Here is a 20,668-nt window from a genome sequence, read left to right as displayed (position 1 = left end):
CATCAATTGGCAGCCGGGCTGACCGAGCTTCCCGAATTGAGCGTGGTGGCGCGGAGCCGCTCGGGCCGCTTGACGCGATCGGCGCGATAGCGTTCCAGGGCCATCAGCGCATGATCACCCGAAGCGTTCTGAGCCTGGGCCGGAGGCAGCGGGTCGATCACCTGCGCGGCCATGGTTTGGCGGTTGGCCTCGCCCCAGCCCGGATCGTCCATGGCCAGCGGCGTTGCGGTATGGGCGCAGCCCGTCATCATCAGCGTCAGGGCGCTCAGGCGCCAGCCACGTTCAATAGGCATAACCGTCTCCCTTCGCAGCGGGGTTGGTGGCGGCGGACGCGCCTGGTGTGGGGGATGCGCCCGCCGCCGGGGCCTGCCCATTGGGATGGAAGGGCTGCCCCATCAGAAAGCTGTCGAACTCCCTGGGATCGGCCACCCGATCGGTGGGCAGATGGACCTGCGCGGCACGAATGGGCGCCACCAGATGAGCCGTCACCACGATCAGCAACTCGCTGTCTCCACGCTGAAAATTGGTGGAGCGGAACAGGGCGCCCAGGATCGGGATCGAACCGAGCAGGGGCATCTGATCCACCGTCGTCTTGAAATCGCGCTGCAGCAGGCCCGCGATGGCGAAGCTGTCGCCGTCACGCAGTTCCAGCGTGGTGCTGGCGCGCCGCGTGCGCAGGCCCGGGATCGAGATGCCGTTGAGCGTGATCGAGGCGGTGGGATCGAGCTGGCTCACCTCGGGCTCGACAATCAGATTGATTGTGCGATCGCCCAGCACCGTGGGGGTGAACCCCAGGCTGACGCCGAACTGTTTGAACTCCACCGTGATGGCCGAACTGTTCGCGCTGCCCGTCCCCAGCGACGCGGACTGGGCCACGGGAATGGGGAACTCCCCGCCCGCCAGAAACGAGGCGCGCTCACCCGAAAGCGCCACCAGCGTGGGCTGTGCCAGCGTCTTGACCACGCCACGGCTTTCCAGCGCGTTGAGATAACCTTGCAGGGTCACCCCGCCGATGCTGAACTTCTGCGCGATGATGCCATAGGCCCCGGTGATCGCCGAAAGGCCCAACTGGCCAATACCGTTGGCATCAGGCGCCAGCTGCGCGCCCTCTCCCGTCACCGCGCCGAAACGGCCGCTGTTCGAGGTCGCCCCACTGCTCACCCCCACATTCTTGCCGACGGTGTGCGACACTTCGGCAAAACGCACCTCCAGCATCACCTGCTGGCTGGACCCCAGGCTCATCAGATTGACGACCTTGTCCCCGGCATAAGTACGCGCCAGCTGCACCGCGCGATCCACCGACTGAGGGTTGTTGACCGTGCCGCTGAGCACCACCGCCTCATTGGAGATGCGCGCATCGATCCGCTCGTCGGGGATGAAGCTGGCCAGCTGCCCCTTCAGCCCTTCGACATCGGGGCCTACGGCCACATCCAGCACCGAGATCACCCGTCCCTGCGCATCGTAGAAGCTCAGGCTGGTGGTGCCCATCTTCTTGCCCAGCACATAGACCGAGTGGTCATTGAGGGGCATGATGTCCGCGATGTCCTCGGCCCCGATCATGGCCCGGGCAATGGGCCGGTCGGCGCTGACCACCTGGCTCTTGTGCAGCGGCACTTCGAGCATGGCGGAGGATACCACTGACCCGGAGGAAGGCTGTTGCACCACGGTCTGGACAGCGGCAGGTGCGGCCATCACGGCCATGGGCAGAAGGCTGACGGTGAAACCAAGGGCGGTCAGCCCGGCGATCCGCGCCCGACGGCGCGAGACGGTGCGGTCAGTAACCATGTTGCACCTCATATTCCATGGGCTTCACGCCGCGCACGATCATCATCGCGGGGCTGGAGAAGCGGGGCATCTGCGGGCGGACGCTGCGCATGGGCGAGCGCGGGCGGGCTGGCGGCGAGGACGGGCCGGGCCGGGCCTCGGCCAGCATCACCCTGCCTGCGGTCAGATCGCGCGGCGAGACGGTGACAGGGGCGGGATGCGACTGATCGGCCACGTTGCGCAAGGCCAGGCTGATGGTGCCCATCTGCGTTGCCAGCGCCAGCTTCTGAGCGCCCACCGCATCGACCTCCAGCGTGGCGGTCTTGCTCACCACGGGCTGGGTCTTGCTCTCATCGGCCACCTGATCGACACCGATCACGCGCACGGCCTGAAGCAGCACATCGGTGATCTTGTCGCTGGTCATGCCGCTGCCGGGCAATTGCCGGGTGATCAGCACATCCACACTGTCGCCAGGGCGCACGAAGCCGCCAACACCGGTCTGGTCGTTAAGCGGCACGGCAAAGGCCAGCTTGCCCGCGGGCAGATTGGCCGCGATGGTGGCGCGGTTATCGCTGCCCGAAACCTTCGATGTCAGAATGGGCTCGCCCGTGACGATCGGCCGCAGCGCGGCGCGGTTCCTCGTGGCGGTGTCAAGCGAGGTGAAGGCGCCGGCGGGAACGGAATCGGCGGGCCAGTTGGCCAGGCGCACATTCTGTCCGTTGAGCGGTGAACCGAACGCCACATCCTGGCTGGCCACCACGATCCGGGCCATCATCGCCTGGCGGGCAACCTGTTCCTGTTGCTGCTGCCGGGCGTTGAAATAGGAATTGAGAACATAGACCGCGACAAATCCAAGAAACAGCGCGACCCCGAGCATGAGCAGATTACGTGATTGCATGGCCCTTCCCCCCACAAGAGTTGGCCAAAGGCGGCAGAATCCGGTTTAGCGGAACGGCGGCCAGAAGCGCACCGTTCCGCCCCTCCCTGATCAGCTGCCGCAGGTGGTTCCCGAGCCATTGCAGATAAGATGCGCGGCTCCGGAAACGGCACTGCTGACATTCTTGCCAAGCAGATAGGCCGAACCGGCGATACCGGCGCCCACCACCGCCAGGATAAGGGCGTATTCCGCCGCGGCGGCACCCTGCTCATCCAAAAGGAAAGAAGTAAGGAAAGTTTTCATGTCAATTCCCCCCGGTTATAACATCTGAATTGCGATTGCGGCATCAGCTGCCGCAGGTGGTGCCCGAACCGTTGCAGACCAGGTGAGCGGCACCCGAAACGGCGCTGCTGACATTCTGACCCAACAGATAGGCGGCGCCCGCGATACCCGCCCCCACAACGGCCAGGATCAGGGCATATTCCGCCGCAGCCGCGCCGGAATCGTCACGAAGAAATTTGTCGATGAAATGAACCATGATCTTATCCCCTCTTTCAGCAAAAGAGACAGACAGACGCTCCGCAAAGCACGCAAGGCAGCTGCTTCCGGCGGTCAAAATCCGCAATAAATCATAATGATGTATTTTTGCCGGTCACGACACCGCGATTGGGTGAAGGAAGGGCAAGACCCCCGAAATGTTATTCGTCTCTTCTGTGCAACGAAAAATCGGCTTCTTGTGATATTCCGTCAATGAAATTTTATCCATTTTGGTTTATCATGATTTTTCAGCGACATGAAACGTCAGACTCTTAACAAAATTACCTAACACTCCATATCAAGGGTACGAATCGTCGCACACAGCCATCGATTCATCGTAATCTTACGTATAGGCTTCATGTTTCCTCCAATATGAAGTAATTAGACATTGCCTTGAATACTTCGGCCCGTCTGAAAGGCTGATCGCTCATGCGAATAAAGATCAATTGGGATTGGGAACGCATTCTGCTGCGCCGCAGCGCCAAGGCGATCCACACGCTGGACACACGGCTTGATCTCGTGATCCGGATATGGATCTGCGCCATACTGTTGATCGGCTTTGTTAAAATCCTGCATGCACCGGTCGGGCCTGTCGGCATCCTGCCCTGGGTGCAGAGCATCATGCCCTATCTTCTGGTCTGCCTGGCCCCGGTTGCTGGCTACCGCGTCGCATCTGGCAGCTTCCCCAAACGGCTGTTGACAGGCCAGCCAGCCTTCCGCCTGGCCCAGATCGGCCAGTGGCGCGATCTGGGCGTCCTTCGGGCGCACCAGCATTCGGCCTTTGGCCCTGCCGGGCTGCTGGCCTCGCTCACGATCGGGCTGTTGCTCAACATTCCTGTCCGCACGCTCGAACTGTTCACGGCGATGCCCGCCCTCAATGCCGAGGCACCCGTCTGGGCCATAACGCTCAATATTGCGATGACCGGGGATGTGATCGTGATGAATTTCTTCTACGCCGTCTGCTTTGCCATGGCGCTGCGAAGTGTTCCCCTGTTCCCGCGCATGCTGTTGTTCGCCTGGGGCATGGACATCATGATGCAATTCGTAATCGCCCGTGCCGTCACCAGCGCGCCGGACCTTCCCCACCACATTCGTACACTGCTGCACCACTTGCTGGTGGGCAACATCGACAAGGTTTTGATCAGCGCCTTTATCTGGCTACCCTATCTGCTGCTCTCAGAACGCGCAAACGTGACCTTCCGCTGGCGTTCGGCCCGGACCGCGTGAAGCGCCCTGCCCGGCCACCGGCAACCTGCGCCACACAGCCCAGACCAGCCCCATCGTCAACCATGGCATGAGATTGGCGTGGAGCGGCAGGGCCAGCGCGCGCGTGACCAGTGGCGAGAGATAAAACAGCAGCACCATCGGCCGGTCCCATGCGCTGTGCGGCGCCAGACGCACCTGCCGCGCCAACCAGCACAGCGGTACGATTAGAAAAGGCTGGTCGTAGCTGAACATGTAGGGTGTCGCCAAAGGCACCGCCGCCAGCAGCAACGCCAGCTTGCCGTCCAGATCGCCCGGCTCGCGCCAGGCGCGCCACACGGCCACCACCATGGCCATTGAGACCACCCCCTGCGCCATCAGGCCCGCCCGCGCCGACCAGGCAACCCGCACCGCGGCATAGACCGTGGTCTGCCGCAGGAAGAACTCGGGCCCGCTATGATCCATCAGGCCCTGGCTGACGGGCCAGCTGTGCGAATAGTTGAGCAAGGTCTGTGTGCCGAACATGAGCCAGGCCAGAGCAATCAGCAGGGGCACGGTGATGGCCGCTCCCAGCATCGCGCGCCATTGCCGCCCAGCCAGAAAGGCCACCGGCACCAGAAGGGCGAGATGCGGCTTCACCACCAGCAATCCTACCATTGCCCCGGCCCATAGCGGATGTTTGAGCAACAGATTGGCCATGGCGATCTGCGCCGCGCTGAGCAAAAGGCCGGTCTGCGCGTGCCATGCTGCCACCAGCGCCCCGGGGAAACCCGCGATGGGCGCGGCAAATTCGGGCGCCCAGCGCCGGGCCATCCTGAACCACAGCGCATAGCTGCCCAGCACCCAGACCACGATCGCCACGCGATAATCCAGCCACCCCAGCGGCGCCACCGCCAGCAGCAAGGGTGGTGGGTTGACGAAGGCAAAGGCCTCGCCCGCCGCCGTATGCTCGCGGCTGATAGGCCAAAGGGCAGCCTGCACACGATAGGTTGCGGGCAGATCATAGACCTGCGCCACCTGCCCCTGCTCCACCAGCCGCCCCGCCGACCAGAAGGCCAGGAAATCGCTGCCTCCCGTGCCGGTGGCCTGTAGATAGGCCCAGGGCAGGCTGACCGCCCCGACAAAGGCAAGGATCAACCCATAGGCCCGCAATCGCCCCATGCCCAGCCAGCGCAGATCCAGCGCGGCGCGCCATCCCTTCCCCTCCAGCATCATCACCCTCCCCCCAACGGCACGGCCTTGCGCAGACAGGATCTGCCCGACAAGGGCTGCATCATCGCTTCGAAATCAGGACTGCGGCGGGGCAGCCAGGGCGAGAAGCCCACCGCCTGCTGTGCCGCCCGGTCGATCGCCACCACCGAACCCCGGCGGCACAGTTCCAGCGCCTGCCCCGGCTGCAAATCATGGCTGGAGATCACCAGCGGCCGGTTCGCAAGATCAGGGGCATTGCGCACCTGCTTGATCGCCATCGACGGTCGTTCGGTGTCAAGGATCACCACATCGGCCCGCTGCACCGCGATCAGCCCGCTGAGCCGTGCTGCCGGGAGAATGAAACCATGCGCCGATGCCAGCAGAAAGGGCAGAACCAGCAGCAGGGTGGCCCCGCCAGTCAACACCACCAGCCGGTCGCCATCGGCCCGGTCGATCCGCACGGCGCGGCGATAGCCATGGCCCGCCAGCAGCAAGGCATTGCCCAGCACGCCATGCAGATAGCGATAGCCCCAGCCATGCCCCTGATCGGGCAGCACCAGCGCCATGGTCAGCACGGTCAGCACCAGGCCCGATGCCAAAGGCCGCGCCATCCCTTCCCGCTGGTGGATGGCGCGGCCCGAAAGCAGGATCAGCGGCAGCAGAAAGGCTGCGTTCCAGCACAGAAAACGCAGGATATTCTTGTCCATCAGCGCCAGCGTGTGAGGATCGCGATGAAGCAGCAACGGCAGGATACGTCCCTGCCAGAAGCCAGACATGCCGGCCCCCGCGCCGGTGCCGCCTTGGGTCATACCTTGTGACAGCAGCACCAGATGCGGATAGCTGATCCAGAACGTCAGAATGGCGCCGTAGCCCACCCCATAAAACAGGCATCGCCGGTTTTCACCGCGCAAGGCCAATTCGGCCAGAAAAGGCGCCGCGAACAGCGGATGGAAAGCAATCTGGTGCAGCCCGATGGCCAGAAAACCCACCGCCAACGCCCCGGCGTCAGTACGCCATCCTCCGCGCCGGTGGAGGGCCAACCAGGCCAGATTCAACACGAGATGGCCAGTCATCGCATAGGAGGTCATGGCCGCAACCAGGATCTGGGCAGAGAGCAGATAACCTGCCCCCATGACCCACACCGCCCCCGGGCAATCGTCAAATTCGTGCCTGGCCAGATGCAGAGCAAGCAGCAATCCCCCGGCTGCAAGCAAGGGGTTGAGCCAGGCCGGATCGACGACAAGGCCAATCAGGGCGCGGAGCGCGGCATGCACCGGCATGTAGCTGGAAACCCAGGCGGCATGTTCGGGCATATCCAGCAGAAAATAAGGCGCCAGCGCGGATGTAAAATGTCGCCACGGTGGCGGCAAGGGCTGGGCCAGCCGCCCTCTGGCAAGGATCCGCGCGTCGAAACGCGCCATCACCTCGTCCTGGGTCCAGGGATAGTCGAGCATCAGCCGGTAGCTGCCCCACCAGAGTAGGGCAGCCAGCCCAACAGCCACACACAGTGCCAGCCCCCATGTGGGAGGCCTGTCAGGCAGGCGGGCCGGCCACGGCCATCGCCAGGCGATCAGCAGAACGACCACCAGCATGATCGCCACATACCGGTCTTGCGTGATGAATTCATAGGGAGTCAGAGCGGCGTCGAGCACATGCGCGAAGATCAGGGCCAGGCCAAGCACCAGCCCCGCTGCGATTGGCAAGATTCGCTTCAGATCGGCCATCCCCCTCAGCGACCTCTGTTTTATGATTGATTTTTATAATATAAATAAAAATCTTACTTGGCATCCGCCATCGTGGATTACAATGACTTTAGAAAATACACATCCGCCCCAACAATCCCGCATCATTTATCATTGATCGATGTCTCAACGCGGGACAAGGCTGATTGCATTGTGAATTATTTGTATAAATCTTGCTGCGGCCACCCCTTGGAAGGATGTGAATTCGATGACCGATTCAAAAACCTTCATCTCGGTCAAACAGATTGAGAATTTTCCTTGCCTCAGATCAAGGCTTGCCACCGGGCCTTCCCTAAATGGCGGCCCCATCACGCAGCGCCGCAGCTGGAAAGGAAGAACTGTATGAGCTTCTGTTGCATTCACAGTGGGATCGACGCTCCACTAGGAGCGACTTTTCTCATTCGCGACGCTCGCGTGACCAATGACGAGATCCTGCTTCTGGATAAGCATCCCAATGTGTTCAGCGGTGCTAGCCCCCATGCGCCTGCACGACGGTAGTCACTCGCTGCCCGGCGGCCGTATGAGGACCATATGACCCATGTGCGCGCGGCTGCTCGACCGCAATGGTCACATGATCGACGCATGCCAGGTGAACTTTTCCATGCACGACAGGCTCTAACTGGCCCGCCGCCGCCACGCTGAGCTAAGCTGAACGAAGCGCTGCGTTGCCGCATCCAAGCCCCTTAACTGCCATTCCGGTTCCCACAACAAACCCGACCATCAGCCAAAAAAGTTGAATGCGGTTTGTGTCAGTTTTCCAAGGGTTCTGGGCAGATGGGGAGGTGGTCGCCCGTCGCCCCTCGCCGCCCCCTTTGAACCGCACTTGTATCGCGATTTGTATCGCAGTTTTTCTCTTGACCAAATCTTGGGCAAGCGCCAACCTGCTAACATTTTCAGATGCTTGGAACTTTCGGCAAAGCAAAGCTGATGCTGCGGCGGCCTAAACGGATTTTGTTATCGCCACGCGGAGATTCAAATCCTCCCGCCCCAGCCAATCATCGTGTTGTCCGAGGCAGCGCCGCGAAAGCGCAACGCGCCGGTCACAGGCGCCCCCACCAACAAACCGCCTCAAATCACCGGCAGTCGCCAAGGCGGCTTAGCGTGATCTGGACCGCGACAAACGCCGGTCGATCGCGCAAAGCATGTAGCCTGCAACGACAAAGCCGATCGCAATCGCCGCCGCATTCAACAGCGTCTGCGTCCAGCCCAGCGCAGACACATTCATGAACGGGTACGGATAGCGCCCGCCCTGCGCACCACGCGCCAGCCCGTAGCCAAGATAGGCGAGTGGAAATAGCGCCCATACCAGTGGATCGCGCCAGGTCAGCCCGCCCTTGGGCGCAAAAACGATCCACCAGAGCAAAACGAAGATCGGCGTCAGGGTGTGAAGAAGAACATCGGCCAACGCCGCACCACCACTCAGATCGAGCAGACCGCTCAGCAAGGAATGATAGATGGCGCCGACGAGCATGATGGCCAAGGTCACGCCCCCCACGAGACGGGGAGATGCTCGCCAGCCGCCCGCCAGAGCCGCAAAGAGCAGCGCGACCACGATGTTCGTGAGAACGGTGAAGTAAAGCAGCATCATCCACAGCGCCGAAAAGAGCGAACCGGTCGCTTCGACGCTGGCATGGAGTTGAACGGCAAGCCCTGCCCATGCCGTGATCGCCACGATAAGCGTGGCAGATCGCATGAGGCCGGACGGTCTTGACATATCCTCACTCCATCAGCCCCTGAACAGCCGTCGCGATCGTGCTCCTTTTCTCGTGACACGGCAATTCCCGGCGCTGCCCCTCGCCGGAAAGAGCGCGATGATCGCCGTCCCGATCAGGGCTCAACGATCTTTGTCTGCCCGGTGACCGTGAATGCCTGCTGCAGAAGCGGGCCGCCCTCACCAGCGCTGTCCGCCCCAACCGAGAGTTGATAGCGCCCGCCGCTCACCAGCCTCGCCCCATCCGGCGCCACATGGGACAGCCCTGCGGCATCGAGCGTGAAACTCACCTTGCGGCTCTCCCCCGCCTTGAGATGCACCCGCTGGAACCCGCGCAGGGCCTGCAGCGGGGCGCCGGGCAGTTTGGGGAAGCCAAGATAGAGCTGCACAACCTCATCCCCATCGCGCGCGCTGACGTTCTTCACGGTGACGCTCGCGGCCAAAGGGCTGCCCGCGGCAATGCTGGGCGACGACAGCGCCAGCCCGCTGTAGGCAAAGCGGGAATAGCTCAGCCCGTAACCGAAAGGATAGAGCGGCTTGCCGGTGAAATAGCGATAGGTCCGCCCGGCCATGGCGTAATCGCCAAAAGCCGGGAGCTGATCGATGCCGGTATAGAACGTCACCGGCAGACGGCCCGCCGGGTTGTTGCGGCCCGCCAGCGTGTCGGCGATGGCCGTGCCGCCCTCCTCGCCGGGATACCAGGCTTCCAGAATGGCATCGGCATGGTCCCTGGCCCAGTTGATCGCCAGAGCGCTGCCGTTCATCATCACCAGCACCAACGGCTTGCCGGTCTCCTTCACGGCCCTGAGCAGATCCTCCTTGGCCCGAGGCATATCGATGGAGGTGCGGTCCCCGCCCTTGAAGCCGGGGACATCGGTGCTCTTTTCCTCACCCTCCAGATTGGAGGTGATCCCCGCCACCGCGATCACCAGATCCGCCGAGCGCGCCGCCGCCACCGCCCTTTCGCGCACATCGGGGCGCACCATCTGCCAGACAAGCTGCGTGATCTGCTCCAGCCCCGGCAGCGATTCCACCTTGATCGCATAGCGGCGGCCCTTTTCCAGCCTCACCTCGGCGGTCTTGGTGTCTGGCGCATGGGGTTCGGTGTCGTCGACCACCACCTTGCCATCCAGCGTGACGCGGTTGCTGGTGCCCTTGGCGCCCAGCCGATAGACGCCGCTTTCAGCCGGGGTCAGCCAGCCGGTCCACCGGACCGAAACCGGCGTATCGCCCTTGTGCAGCAGATTGGCCGGATCGTTGATGTCCACGCCGGACACGATGCGGGTCTCGAAAGCGGTGCCAGTGGGCGTGGGGCCGGTGAAGAATTCGGCCTTCAGCCCCGGCTTGCCCTCATCGGTGGCGAGGACGGTGTCGGGCACCAGCTCAGAGGGATCGGCGGGGAAATAGGTGCCCGGTTCATAGACAATCTCGGCCTGCGGAAAGGCCTTGCGGATGCCCTCCAGCGCGGTGACGGCATGGAAGGGACGCCCATGATAATTGCCCAGCAACACATCGCTGTCCGCCGCCAGGGAACCGGTCACCAGAATGCGCTTCACGCCGGCCGCCAGAGGCAGCGCGCCATTGTTCTTGAGCAGCACCATGGTTTCACGCGCGGCCTGCAGGGCCAGCTGGCGGCGCGGCTCATTGTCCAGCCGCCCCTCGCCCGGCGTGGCGGATGGCGCGTCAGGCCGGGCATCGAACATGCCGAGCCGGAAGCGCACGGCAAAGTTGCGGATCAGCGCCCGGTCGAGTTCCGCCTCGGTCAGCAGGCCCGATTTCACCGCCTCCACATATTTGAGCGCGTGGGGGATTTTGGCGGGCACGAAATCGGCCAGACATTCGCTGTCCGTCCCGGCGCGCAGGGCCTTGGCGGCGGCGGCGGCCTGCGACGATGCAAAATGCCGCGGTTCGAAAATATCGGTCACCGCATTGCAGTCCGATGCCACAAAGCCCTTGAACCCCCAGCGATCGCGCAGGCTGGTCTGGAGCAGATCGGCATTGGCGCAGGCGGGCACGCCGTTGACGGCATTGTAAGAGCACATCACGGAGGCGACCTTGCCCTCGGTGACCGCTGCGCGGAAGGCCGGGAAATAGGTGTCCTCCAGATCATGCTTCGACACGATGGAATCGAAGATATGGCGCGTCGGCTCGGGCCCGCTGTGGACGGCGAAATGCTTGGCGGTGGCGGCCACTTTCAGATGATCGGGATCATTGCCCTGCAGGCCGGTGATGAAGGCCACGCCCATTCGGGCGGTCAGATGCGGGTCTTCGCCATAGGTCTCCTGCCCCCGCCCCCAGCGCGGATCGCGGAAGATGTTGATGTTGGGGGCATAGAAGGTCAGCCCCTCGAACAGCGCATGACGCCCGGCGGCCAGCGCCATCCGGTAATTGATGCGCCCTTCATCGGCCACGGCATCGCCCACGCGATGCACCAGAGCGGGATCGAAGCTGGCGGCCAGACCGATGGGTTCGGGAAACACCGTGCCCGCCGCCTTGGGCGCCACCACGCCATGCAGCCCCTCGTTCCACCAGTCATATTCGGGCACGCCCAGCCGGGGAATGGCCACGGCATGATTGACCACCTGAGAGGCCTTTTCCTCCAATGTCATCCGGCTGACCAGATCGGCGGCGCGGACCTGCGCGGGTTTGGCGGGATCGCGATAGGCCGGTGCGGATTGCGCCATGCCGGTGGATGCGGTCGAGCAAAGCAGGCCGGCAAGCATGATGGTGCGGACTGACGGCGTTGAACGGTTCACGCAAACTCTCCCGGATCGCGAGGCGCATCTTGCGGCGCCTGATAGCGCTATCGCTACAGAAGGAATTAGTCCGAGTAAAAACGATCGCGGCGATGGTTGCCATGCCGTTTTATCGATAGCTTCTAAAACGGCAGGACATCCATGCGGCCACAAGAGCGCCATGGCCGCCCATCTTTCCCCGATCGATGATGCCTACCCCTCTTGCCTCCATCAGTCGCCTCGCCGGGTCAGCAGCGAGAAAGCGAGGGCGACCGCGCTGATGGCCGCGCCTGCCACGCAGACGCCAGTCCAGCCCAGCCGGGCATAGATCATGGTCGAAAGCAGCGATCCGGTGGCCGAGCCGATGGAATAAAAGATCATATAGGCGGCGGCCAAACGGCTGCGGGCCTCTGGCCGCAGGCGGTAGATCAGGCTCTGATTGGCGACATGGACAGCCTGAAGCCCGAAATCCATGGTGATGACGCCCAGGATCAACCCCCACAACGAAACCGGCAGCAAGGCCACCACTGGCCATGACAGCAGCATGACCGCCAGCGCCACGCCGCTCACCGTCCGCGCGTGCCCCCTGTCGGAAAGTCTGCCGGCGCTCGCGGCCCCTACCGCGCCCATCGCCCCTGCCAGCCCGAAAAGCCCCACCTGTGTGTGCGAGAGAAAGAACGGCGGCGCACTCAACGGCAGCACCATCGGCGTCCAGAGCAGAGTCATGGCCGTAAAGATCAACAAGGCAAGGATAGCACGCCGACGCAGCAGCGGCTCCTCGCGCAGCAGGGTGAAAAGGGATGCGATCAGATCGCGATAGGAGATCGCGCATCTGCGTGGTTCATCGGAGGGCAGCACTCTGGCAAGCGCCGCAACCACCAGCAGCGTCGCGGCAGCCGACGCCAGATAGACCGCGCGCCAGCCCCACAGATCCGCCAGCGCGCCCGAGACGCTGCGGGCCAGCAGAATGCCGATGATGATGCCGCTGGTCACAGTGCCGACCACTGCGCCCCTCTCCTCGGGACGGGCCAGCGACGCGGCATAGGCCACCACGATCTGCGCCACCACGGCCAGCAGCCCGACAAGCCCCATGGCGATCAGCAACGCCGTCGCATTGGGAGCCGCCGCCACACCCAGCAGCGCCACGACCGAAAGCAGTGACTGGCCAAGGATCAGCCTGCGCCGGTTCAGCATATCGCCGAGCGGCACAAGCAACAGCAGCCCTAACCCATAGCCGATCTGCGTGATGGTGATGACCAGTCCGATCTCCGCCTTGTCGATTGCGAACTGTGTGGCCATCGTATCGAGCAACGGCTGGGCGTAATAGGCATTGGCCACCGACAAGCCGCAGGCCACGGCAAAAAGCAGAGTGACACTGCGCGACATGGGGGTGATGGCGGGCTGGTTTTGCGCTGTCGGCGCGGTGATCGTCGCTCTGGCCATGGCCTTATCCCAGCGCGGCCTGAAAGGCCGCCCTGTTCCCGAAGACACGCCAAGGGGCGATCCTGCCCGCCGCGACGGCGAGCATCAGCGCGAAACCGCGTTCCACGATGGCGTCATCCGCAAAGACTGTGTCCTCCCCTTCGTCCAAAGCGGAGGGCAGATCGCCGCCGCCAGCATGGGCAGGGACGTTACGGACCGGGTTGAACATCGCCATCTCCTTGAAAATATTGCAGCAGCGAATCTTGTTTCAAAATGCAACAAATTGACTTCTAGTCGCCTTGTTCTATCTTGCAACCAGATTATGCGGGTCAGCCGATCCGTGCTCACGCCGAAGGAGTGCAGGACCATGGCGAAAAGGCGCAGTCTGGCGGCATCGCCATGCCCGGTGGGGCGCTCGATCGATGCCGTGGGGGACTGGTGGTCGCTGATGATCGTGCGCGATGCGCTGGATGGGGTGAGCCGGTTCAGCGATTTTCTCAGCAGCCTCGGCATCGCCAAGAACATGCTCTCCACCCGCCTGCGCACGCTGATCGAGCGCGGCATCATGGAGACCGTGCCCGCTGCCGATGGCAGCGCCTATCAGGATTACGTGCTGACGGAGAAAGGCCGTGGCCTGTTCCCGGTGATCGTCGCCCTGCGCCAATGGGGGGAGGATTTCTTTTTCGAATCCAGTGAACAACACGTCCGCCTGATCGACCGCGCCGGCCGTCAGCCGGTGCGCCGCCTCGCATTGCACGCTCATGATGGCCGGTTGTTGCGGGCCGAGGATACGCAGGTGGTGGAGCTGGACACGCCGCCGCTTGCCTGACGGCCTTCATTGTTTCATATTAAAACATAAATTATCTTACCGAGCCTCTGCCTGTCCTCGTGGCGCACCGGGCATGAGGATGTCGCGCGATTGGCCAAGGTTCCGATAAGCGCCGCGCGCGTATGACGCTTGTGGAATGAGCGGCGATGGGGTGCAAGGCTCTCACCCTCCGGCAGGCAGGATGCCCGTGATCGCCGCCAGAAAGACCTCCTGAGCAGCGCTGGAAGGCTTGCCCTTCAGCGTGGTCAACCCGATCGCCCTTCTGCTTTCGGGCATGTCTGTCTCGATGATCGCCACATGCCGCTCCACCACGGCGCGCTTGCGCGGAGAATAGGTCAGCAGGCCGATGGACTCGCTTTCCATCACCATGCGCTCGGCCAGCGGGAAGGTGACCATCTCGCAGATGCGCGCGGGCGGCGGCACATCATGCTCCAGCAACAGGCTTTCGAAGAACTGGCGCGTGGGCGTGCCATAGGGCCCCACCACGAAGCCCTCCTTCGCCAGATCGACCAGCGAGACCGGCCTGCCCGCCAAAGGATGGCCGGGGCGGGCGATGAAGGTCAACACCTCTTCCAGCAGCACGCGTTCCTCGAGATGGGCGGAGAGCGCCCCACCACGCAGCGGGCCGATGATGACATCGATCTCGCCGCGCCGCAGCGCCTCGCTCAAGGCGCCATAGCTGCCGGTGACGGCCTGAAGCCGCACATGGGGATGGTCCCGCAGCAGGATGGCAAAGGTTTCGACCACGATGTCCTGCTCGGAAAAAGGCAGGATGCCCACCGCGATGCGGCCCACCAGCATGCCGGTCAGGGCGGCCAGAGCCGAAGGGATCTGCAAGGCCTCGCTGCGCAGCTTTTCACGCAGATCGCACAGGATCGGCACCGCAAGCGTGGCCGCCATGCCCTTGGCGTGCCGCAAAAAGGGATGCTCGCCAAGCATCGCCGCAAGCTGGGCCAGCACCCGGCTGACATTGGGCTGAGGCATGCCCAGCACCCCCGCCGCCTGCGACACATGACCGCTGGCGCTGACGGCTGTGGCCACCTCCAGCATCGGCCATGTCAGATGATAGGCCAGATCACGCAGCCTGTAGCCTGCCGCCTGCAGGCTGTCCTGCGCCTCGGCCACCGCGCCCGCCATGTGCAGGCAGTGCCGGATGACGATGGCCCCGGCCGAGGTCGGCTCCATGCCGCTCCAGCCGCGCTGGAACAGGCGGTGGCCCAGCGCGCCTTCCGCATCATGGATGATGCGCGACAGGCTGCTCTGGCTGATGTTCAGGCTTTCCCCGGCGCGGGCCAGGCTGGCGTTTCCGGCCACCGCCACCACCGCGCGGATCTGTTTGAGCGAGAGCAGTATCGGGTCTTGGCCAGCCATGCAGAAAGCGATGATGGCATTATATCAAATCTGCAAGCCTTATATCCAGACTGCATAAGCGCGCCCGCTCCGCCTCGCCTAGCCTCTCTTCAGATCAAGGCAGCGCGTTCCCTTTCGAGTCGCACCCGAAAGCGCGAACCGCAAGGGAGAGCCCCGGGGAAAATATATGCAGGACAAATATCTCGACGCGGTGATCCTCGCCCGTCGAACGCTGACCAAGCGCATCACCGAATTTCTGATCGCCGCCGCCGATGGCCAGCCCCTGCCCATGGCCGAGGCCGGAAGCCATATCGAACTGCGTTTCGGCGGCGCGGGCGACCGTTTTCTGCGCCATTACTCGCTAATCGGCCCGCTGGCCGCCGGAGCCCCGCGCGAAGCCTTCTGGCGCGTCGCGGTGCGGCGCGAGGATCGGGCGCGCGGATCGGCGTTTATCCATCGCACCTTCCAGCCCGGCACGCGGCTGCGCGTCTCGCGCCCGATCAACGCTTTCCGCCTGTCGCGCCGCCAGCCCCACACGCTGCTGGTGGCGGGCGGCATCGGTATCACGCCGATCTTCGCCATGGCCCGCTCGCTGCTGACGCGGCAGGAGGCCTTCTCGGTCCTCTATGTCGGCGTCGAGCAGGCGCAGATGGCCTATGTCGGGGAACTGGCGGCCATGTGCGGTCCAGGGCTCGCCGTGTTTGAAACGGGCAGGCAGGGGATGCCCGATCTCAAGGCGGTGCTCTCAGCCCAGCCTGCCGACGCCACCGCCTATGTCTGCGGCCCCTCCGGCATGATCGACGGCCTGATCGGGGCCGGCGCCGCAATCGGCTGGGCCCCCGAACGCATTCGCTTCGAGGTCTTCAACGCCGCCCATCGCCCCGAAGACCAGGCTTTCGAGGTCCGCCTGAAGGATGGCCGCGCCATTCCCATCGGCGCGGGCACCACCATCCTCGATGCGCTGGAAGGCGCGGGGGTGGAAACCTATGCCGATTGCCGTCGCGGCGAATGCGGCCTGTGCACCACCGCCGTGCTGGGCTGCGATGGCGCGCTCGACCACCGCGACCGCGTCTACAGCGCGCAAGACCATGCCCGGAACCGCCAGATGACGATCTGCTGCTCGCGCATCACGGGCCGCCTGCTCGAACTCGATCTCTGATATCCCGAAAGGACCATCCCATGGCCACCACGCTTGATCGTCCCTCCAGCGACAACGCCATCTTCGCGGCGATGGAACCGCATGATTCCGGCAATTTCGCCAACAACAACACCCCACTGATCCGCAACTGCTGGTATGCGGCGGCCCGCACGCATGAGATCGACCGCACGCCGCTGGCGCGTAAATTCCTCGGCGTCGATGTCGTGCTCTATCGCACCGAAGGTGGCGAGCCGGTGGCCATGCGCAACCGCTGCCCGCACCGCTCCTTCCCGCTGGCGCGCGGGACGCTGGTGGGCGACAGGCTGGTCTGCGGCTATCACGGCATGGAGTTCGGCGCGGATGGCGCCTGCGCCCATCTGCCCGCCATGGGCCATGCGCCCGCCACGGCCTCGGTGCGCACCTTTCCGATCGTCGACCGGGGCCCGCTGGCGTGGATCTGGATGGGCGCGCCCGATCTGGCCAATGAGGCGCTGATCCCCGACACGCATTGGCTGAGCGATCCGGCCTGGGGCACGGTCTCGGGCGATTTCCATATCCTCTGCGACTATGTCTCGATGCATGAGAATCTGATCGACCAGACCCATTTCCCCTTCCTGCATCCCGATACGGTGGGCACGCCGGAATATGCCCGTTCCAAGCTGACCGCCTCCACCGAGAACGGGCAGGTGGTGATCCGCCGCGAGCTGCGCGACGCCCCGCCTCCGGGCGTCTATGGCAAACCCGCCAACATCATGCACAAAAAGGTCGACCGCACCTCCGAGGCGCGCTTTGTCTCGCCGGCCCTGCACACCGCCTATGCGCGCGTGGCGGTGGGCGATCCCGATCCCGGCGAGCCCGGCCTCTATCGCTACAACATCACCCATGTCTTCACGCCGGAGACCAACAATTCGATCCACTACTGGTGGTTCAATTCACGCGATTACCGCCCCGGCGACGCAGCCATCGACCGCTTTATGCTGGAGGCCCACACACAGGCCTATTCCGAGGATGTCGAAGCGCTGCAATGGATCAACGAGGTGGTCCGCACCGATGGCGAGGAGCAGTTCGACCTCAGCTTCGCACCCGACAAACCCGGCCTGATGGCGCGGCGCATCATGCATCGCCTGGCCATGGCCGAGGCGGGCTGAACACCCCCTTCCACCCCGCATGACACACCATCAAAACATAGGACCGGGCAACAAACCGGCCCACCCTTCGGGAGAAGACCATGGAAGACCCCCGCGCCATCATCGCGCGTGAACCGATGCATCGCCGACAGATCATCACCATCGCCATCGCCACCGCGCTCAATGCGCTGGACGGTTTCGACGTGCTGTCGATCAGCTTCGCCTCGCCGGGCATCGCGAAAGACTGGGGCGTCACCCGCGCCGCTCTGGGCGTGGTGCTCTCGATGGAGCTGATCGGCATGGGGATCGGCGCTTTCCTGCTGGGCGCTCTGGCCGACCGCATCGGCCGCCGCCCGACCATCCTGGCCTGTCTGGTGGTGATGGGCACGGGCATGGGGCTGGCCTCCACCGCTGGCGACGTCACTATGCTTTCGGCCTTTCGCCTGTTCACCGGGCTCGGCATCGGCGGCATGCTGGCGGCGACGGGCGCCATCGTGGCGGAATGCGCCAACGCAAGGCGGCGCAATCTGGCGGTGGCGGTGATGGCCGGGGGCTATCCCATCGGCGCCATCGTGGGGGGCAGCATCGCCTCGGCCATTCTGGGGGCGACAGGGCGCTGGCAATCGATCTTCGAGTTCGGCGCGGCGATCACCCTGTGCTTTATCCCGCTGGTGCTGCGCTTCGTGCCCGAGACCATCGCCTTCCTGCTTCACAAGCGCCCTGCCGATGCGCTGGAGCGCATCAACCGCACCATGCTGCGTCAGGGCCGCGATGCGCTGGCCCTGCTGCCGCCTGCGGATGTGCGCTCTGAAAAGCCCGGCATCGTCGCCCTGTTCGGGCCCGGCGTGGGGCTGGTGACCGCGCTGCTGACGCTGGTCTATTTCGGCCATATGCTCAGCTTCTACTTCTTCGTGAAGTGGATCCCCAAGATCGTCGTCGATATGGGCTTTGCCGCGGCGGCGGCGGGCGGCGTGCTGGTGTGGGCCAACGTCGGCGGGGCGCTGGGATCGCTGACCGTCAGCCTGCTGACCCAGCGCATCGGCGTGCGCCCGCTGGTGGCCGGTTTCATGATCGGCGGCGCGGTGGCGATCACCCTCTTCGGACGCTGGCCGGCCACAGTGAACGATCTGTCGATCATGGCCGTCGTCGGCGGCTTTTTCACCAATGGCGCGACGGCGGGGCTCTATGCGGTGATCGCCCAGAGCTTTCCGGCCCATTTGCGCGCGGGCGGCACGGGGCTGGTGATCGGCGTGGGCCGCGCGGGCGCGGCGCTCGGGCCGATCCTTGCGGGGCTGCTGTTCAGCAGCGGCTGGGCGCTGGGTCCGGTGGCGATGGTGCTGGCCTGCGGCACCTTGCTGGCGGGCGTGATCCTGATGCTGCTGCGCTATCGGGAGAGCGCCATCGCATGAGCGCCCGCCGCATCTGACAACCCATCACTGAAAACAAAATACGGCCGGAAAAGCACGCTTTTCCGGCAAGGGAGAGTTTTGTCATGTTCACACAGCGATTGCGGGCGGGGATCTGCCTGTCCATGCTGGCAGGCCTGCTGGCTGGAAGCGCCGCCCATGCGCAGGTCGGCCCCGCGCCCGCCCCTTTGGCGCCCCCCGTGCCAGAGCCGGTGCCCGGCGGCATCCCCGCCCCCGCAGGCGTGCCGCAAAGCCTGCGCTGGACCGAGGACTGGACCATCGCCGCCACCCCCCGATACCGCGCCGCCAATCCGCTGGAGCGATTGCGCTATATCCCGCTGGGCCGTCCGGACATCTATCTCTCGGTCGGCGGGGAGGTCCGCGAATATTACCAGAGCTGGACGCATCAGGCTCTGGGCGGCAGCGCCGACGACAGGAACCGCAATCTGGGCCAGCGGCTGCGGCTGATCGCCGATCTGCATCTCACACCCTATCTGCGGGTCTTCAGCGAGCTGGGCAACAACAGCGAATATGGCGCGCTGGTCCGCACGCCGCCCAACCGCGACCACGTGGAGTTTCAGCAGATCTTCGCCGATGTGACGATCCCCCTGGGGAAAAGGCGCTGGTCACCCTCCGCCCCGGCCGTTTCGAAATGCCGCTGGGCAATGGCAAGCTGGCGGGCCTGCGCGATGGCACCAATGTGCGCTTCACCTATCAGGGCGTGCGCGGCACCTTTATCCTGAAGAACAAGCTGCGCGTCGATGCCTTTGCCGTGCGCCCCATGCTGCTGGCGCAGGGCGCCTTTGACGACAGGGCGAACCCGGACCGTTTCTTCAACGGCGTCACCGTCTCGGCGGCCAAGGGCTTGATCCTGCCCGATACGCAGATCGATCTCTATCACTACGATGTCTACAACAAGGTCGCCAAATTCGCGCTGCTTGCCGGGCAGGAGCGGCGCGAAAGCTGGGGCCTGCGCATCGGCGGCAAGAGCGGGCCGTGGGATTACGATCTGGAGGCCACCTATCAGACCGGCAGCTTCGCGGGCGAGCGCATCCGTGCCTGGGGGATCAACAGCGATCTGGGCTACAGCCTGCCCAAGGGTACGCCCCTGCGCCCGCGCCTTGGGATACGCTTCGACGCCTTCAGCGGCGACACCAATTCACGCGACCACACGCTGGGCACCTTCGCCCCGCCCAATCCGCGCCTGCCGCTGTTCGGCGATGCCGGTTATCTCAATTTTTCCAACATCGTGGATGTCTATCCCAACCTCACCCTGCGCCCCGCCAAAACGCTGACGCTGGTTGCCGGGCCCGAGCCCTTCTGGCGCCAGACGCAGAATGACGCGACCTATGCCGGACCGACCAATTTCCCCGGCATCCGCCCGATCGGCTCTTCCTACATCGGCATCGGCTACAATGCGCAGGCCGACTGGGCGGTCACGAAAAACCTGAGCTACCGCTTCTTCTTCACGCGCTTTCTGGCAAGCGGCGCCTTCAAGGCCGGCGGCGGCAGAAGCTCGGACTATCTGGGCATCTGGCAGGAAATCCGCTTCTGAGACGCACGGATCGGCTGCATTCTGTGACCCACCGCCAACGTCGGGCCATCAAGCACCGCGCAGGAAACGGCCCTTCCTCCA

The 20,668-nt window shown here is 64.2% G+C and carries 20 protein-coding genes; 7 read left to right on the top strand and 13 right to left on the bottom strand.

Translation table 11 applies throughout. The features are described from left to right. Positions 1-2 precede the first annotated feature (2 nt). The 6 genes from SR3_RS07855 to SR3_RS31790 all read right to left on the bottom strand — a co-directional run bounded on the left by SR3_RS07855 (position 3) and on the right by SR3_RS31790 (position 3,801). Positions 3-293, bottom strand: a complete 291-nt coding sequence (locus SR3_RS07855; protein ID WP_245653821.1) for a hypothetical protein — start codon at positions 291-293, stop codon at positions 3-5. Next, the gene (locus SR3_RS07850) at positions 283-1,785 is read right to left on the bottom strand and encodes a type II and III secretion system protein family protein (protein ID WP_068083337.1); all 1,503 of its coding nucleotides are present in this window, start codon (positions 1,783-1,785) and stop codon (positions 283-285) included. The genes SR3_RS07855 and SR3_RS07850 overlap by 11 nt, the downstream gene beginning before the upstream one ends. Beyond that, the gene (cpaB, locus tag SR3_RS07845) at positions 1,775-2,662 is read right to left on the bottom strand and encodes a Flp pilus assembly protein CpaB (RefSeq protein ID WP_068083334.1); all 888 of its coding nucleotides are present in this window, start codon (positions 2,660-2,662) and stop codon (positions 1,775-1,777) included. Before cpaB ends, SR3_RS07850 begins: the two co-directional genes overlap by 11 nt. A 90-nt stretch (positions 2,663-2,752) precedes the next feature. Continuing rightward, complete coding sequence (locus tag SR3_RS07840; RefSeq protein ID WP_068083331.1) at positions 2,753-2,944, bottom strand: Flp family type IVb pilin; 192 nt, start codon at positions 2,942-2,944, stop codon at positions 2,753-2,755. A 43-nt stretch (positions 2,945-2,987) separates the two neighbouring features. Next, positions 2,988-3,179: a Flp family type IVb pilin gene (locus SR3_RS07835; RefSeq protein WP_068083327.1), complete on the bottom strand. Its 192-nt coding sequence runs from the start codon at positions 3,177-3,179 to the stop codon at positions 2,988-2,990. 355 nt (positions 3,180-3,534) lie between these two features. Then, positions 3,535-3,801, bottom strand: coding sequence for a hypothetical protein (locus SR3_RS31790; protein ID WP_169805577.1), 267 nt, complete (start codon positions 3,799-3,801; stop codon positions 3,535-3,537). Between SR3_RS31790 and SR3_RS07830 the strand changes: the two genes are divergently transcribed. Further along, positions 3,800-4,405 (top strand): DUF2569 domain-containing protein, encoded by a 606-nt coding sequence (locus SR3_RS07830; RefSeq protein ID WP_169805576.1) that lies wholly within the window; start codon positions 3,800-3,802, stop codon positions 4,403-4,405. The genes SR3_RS31790 and SR3_RS07830 overlap by 2 nt on opposite strands. Here the strand turns inward: SR3_RS07830 and SR3_RS07825 are convergent. The 6 genes from SR3_RS07825 to SR3_RS07800 form a co-directional block, all read right to left on the bottom strand. Beyond that, positions 4,355-5,596 carry a glycosyltransferase family 87 protein gene (locus SR3_RS07825; RefSeq protein ID WP_068083321.1) on the bottom strand — a complete coding sequence of 414 codons (1,242 nt, stop codon included), beginning with the start codon at positions 5,594-5,596 and terminating at the stop codon, positions 4,355-4,357. The two genes, SR3_RS07830 and SR3_RS07825, sit on opposite strands and share 51 nt — an antisense overlap. Further along, complete coding sequence (locus SR3_RS07820) at positions 5,596-7,275, bottom strand: hypothetical protein (RefSeq protein ID WP_157098699.1); 1,680 nt, start codon at positions 7,273-7,275, stop codon at positions 5,596-5,598. Before SR3_RS07820 ends, SR3_RS07825 begins: the two co-directional genes overlap by 1 nt. Before the next feature lie 1,135 nt (positions 7,276-8,410). Then, positions 8,411-9,007 carry a Pr6Pr family membrane protein gene (locus SR3_RS07815; protein ID WP_157098698.1) on the bottom strand — a complete coding sequence of 199 codons (597 nt, stop codon included), beginning with the start codon at positions 9,005-9,007 and terminating at the stop codon, positions 8,411-8,413. A 134-nt stretch (positions 9,008-9,141) separates the two neighbouring features. Then, positions 9,142-11,781 carry a glycoside hydrolase family 3 C-terminal domain-containing protein gene (locus tag SR3_RS07810; RefSeq protein ID WP_169805575.1) on the bottom strand — a complete coding sequence of 880 codons (2,640 nt, stop codon included), beginning with the start codon at positions 11,779-11,781 and terminating at the stop codon, positions 9,142-9,144. A gap of 210 nt (positions 11,782-11,991) precedes the next feature. Then, positions 11,992-13,203 (bottom strand): MFS transporter, encoded by a 1,212-nt coding sequence (locus SR3_RS07805; protein ID WP_068083308.1) that lies wholly within the window; start codon positions 13,201-13,203, stop codon positions 11,992-11,994. 4 nt (positions 13,204-13,207) lie between these two features. Next, positions 13,208-13,411 carry a hypothetical protein gene (locus SR3_RS07800; protein WP_157098697.1) on the bottom strand — a complete coding sequence of 68 codons (204 nt, stop codon included), beginning with the start codon at positions 13,409-13,411 and terminating at the stop codon, positions 13,208-13,210. Between the two features lie 138 nt (positions 13,412-13,549). On the opposite strand from SR3_RS07800, the gene SR3_RS07795 reads away from it, so the two are divergent. Beyond that, positions 13,550-14,011, top strand: coding sequence for a winged helix-turn-helix transcriptional regulator (locus SR3_RS07795; protein ID WP_068083302.1), 462 nt, complete (start codon positions 13,550-13,552; stop codon positions 14,009-14,011). Positions 14,012-14,173: 162 nt separating this feature from the next. Here SR3_RS07795 and SR3_RS07790 read toward each other — a convergent pair whose 3' ends face one another. Continuing rightward, positions 14,174-15,382, bottom strand: coding sequence for a LysR family transcriptional regulator (locus SR3_RS07790; protein ID WP_068083299.1), 1,209 nt, complete (start codon positions 15,380-15,382; stop codon positions 14,174-14,176). 166 nt (positions 15,383-15,548) lie between these two features. On the opposite strand from SR3_RS07790, the gene SR3_RS07785 reads away from it, so the two are divergent. The 5 genes from SR3_RS07785 to SR3_RS32615 all read left to right on the top strand — a co-directional run bounded on the left by SR3_RS07785 (position 15,549) and on the right by SR3_RS32615 (position 20,587). Continuing rightward, a complete protein-coding gene (locus tag SR3_RS07785; RefSeq protein WP_068083296.1) occupies positions 15,549-16,520 on the top strand; it encodes a PDR/VanB family oxidoreductase in 972 nt (323 codons plus the stop codon). Positions 16,521-16,540: 20 nt separating this feature from the next. Beyond that, a complete protein-coding gene (locus tag SR3_RS07780) occupies positions 16,541-17,647 on the top strand; it encodes an aromatic ring-hydroxylating dioxygenase subunit alpha (protein ID WP_068083292.1) in 1,107 nt (368 codons plus the stop codon). A gap of 80 nt (positions 17,648-17,727) precedes the next feature. After that, the gene (locus tag SR3_RS07775) at positions 17,728-19,035 is read left to right on the top strand and encodes an MFS transporter (RefSeq protein WP_068083289.1); all 1,308 of its coding nucleotides are present in this window, start codon (positions 17,728-17,730) and stop codon (positions 19,033-19,035) included. Between the two features lie 83 nt (positions 19,036-19,118). Further along, complete coding sequence (locus SR3_RS32620; RefSeq protein ID WP_068083286.1) at positions 19,119-19,775, top strand: alginate export family protein; 657 nt, start codon at positions 19,119-19,121, stop codon at positions 19,773-19,775. Continuing rightward, positions 19,685-20,587: an alginate export family protein gene (locus SR3_RS32615; protein ID WP_068083284.1), complete on the top strand. Its 903-nt coding sequence runs from the start codon at positions 19,685-19,687 to the stop codon at positions 20,585-20,587. Before SR3_RS32620 ends, SR3_RS32615 begins: the two co-directional genes overlap by 91 nt. Positions 20,588-20,668 lie beyond the last annotated feature (81 nt).

Origin of the sequence: Novosphingobium rosa NBRC 15208, from assembly GCF_001598555.1 — a bacterium.
In the GTDB taxonomy this organism is placed as follows: Bacteria; Pseudomonadota; Alphaproteobacteria; order Sphingomonadales; family Sphingomonadaceae; genus Novosphingobium; species Novosphingobium rosa.
The sequence above is the reverse complement of the archived record's forward strand: the minus strand, read 5'-3'. Positions and strand labels throughout refer to the sequence as shown.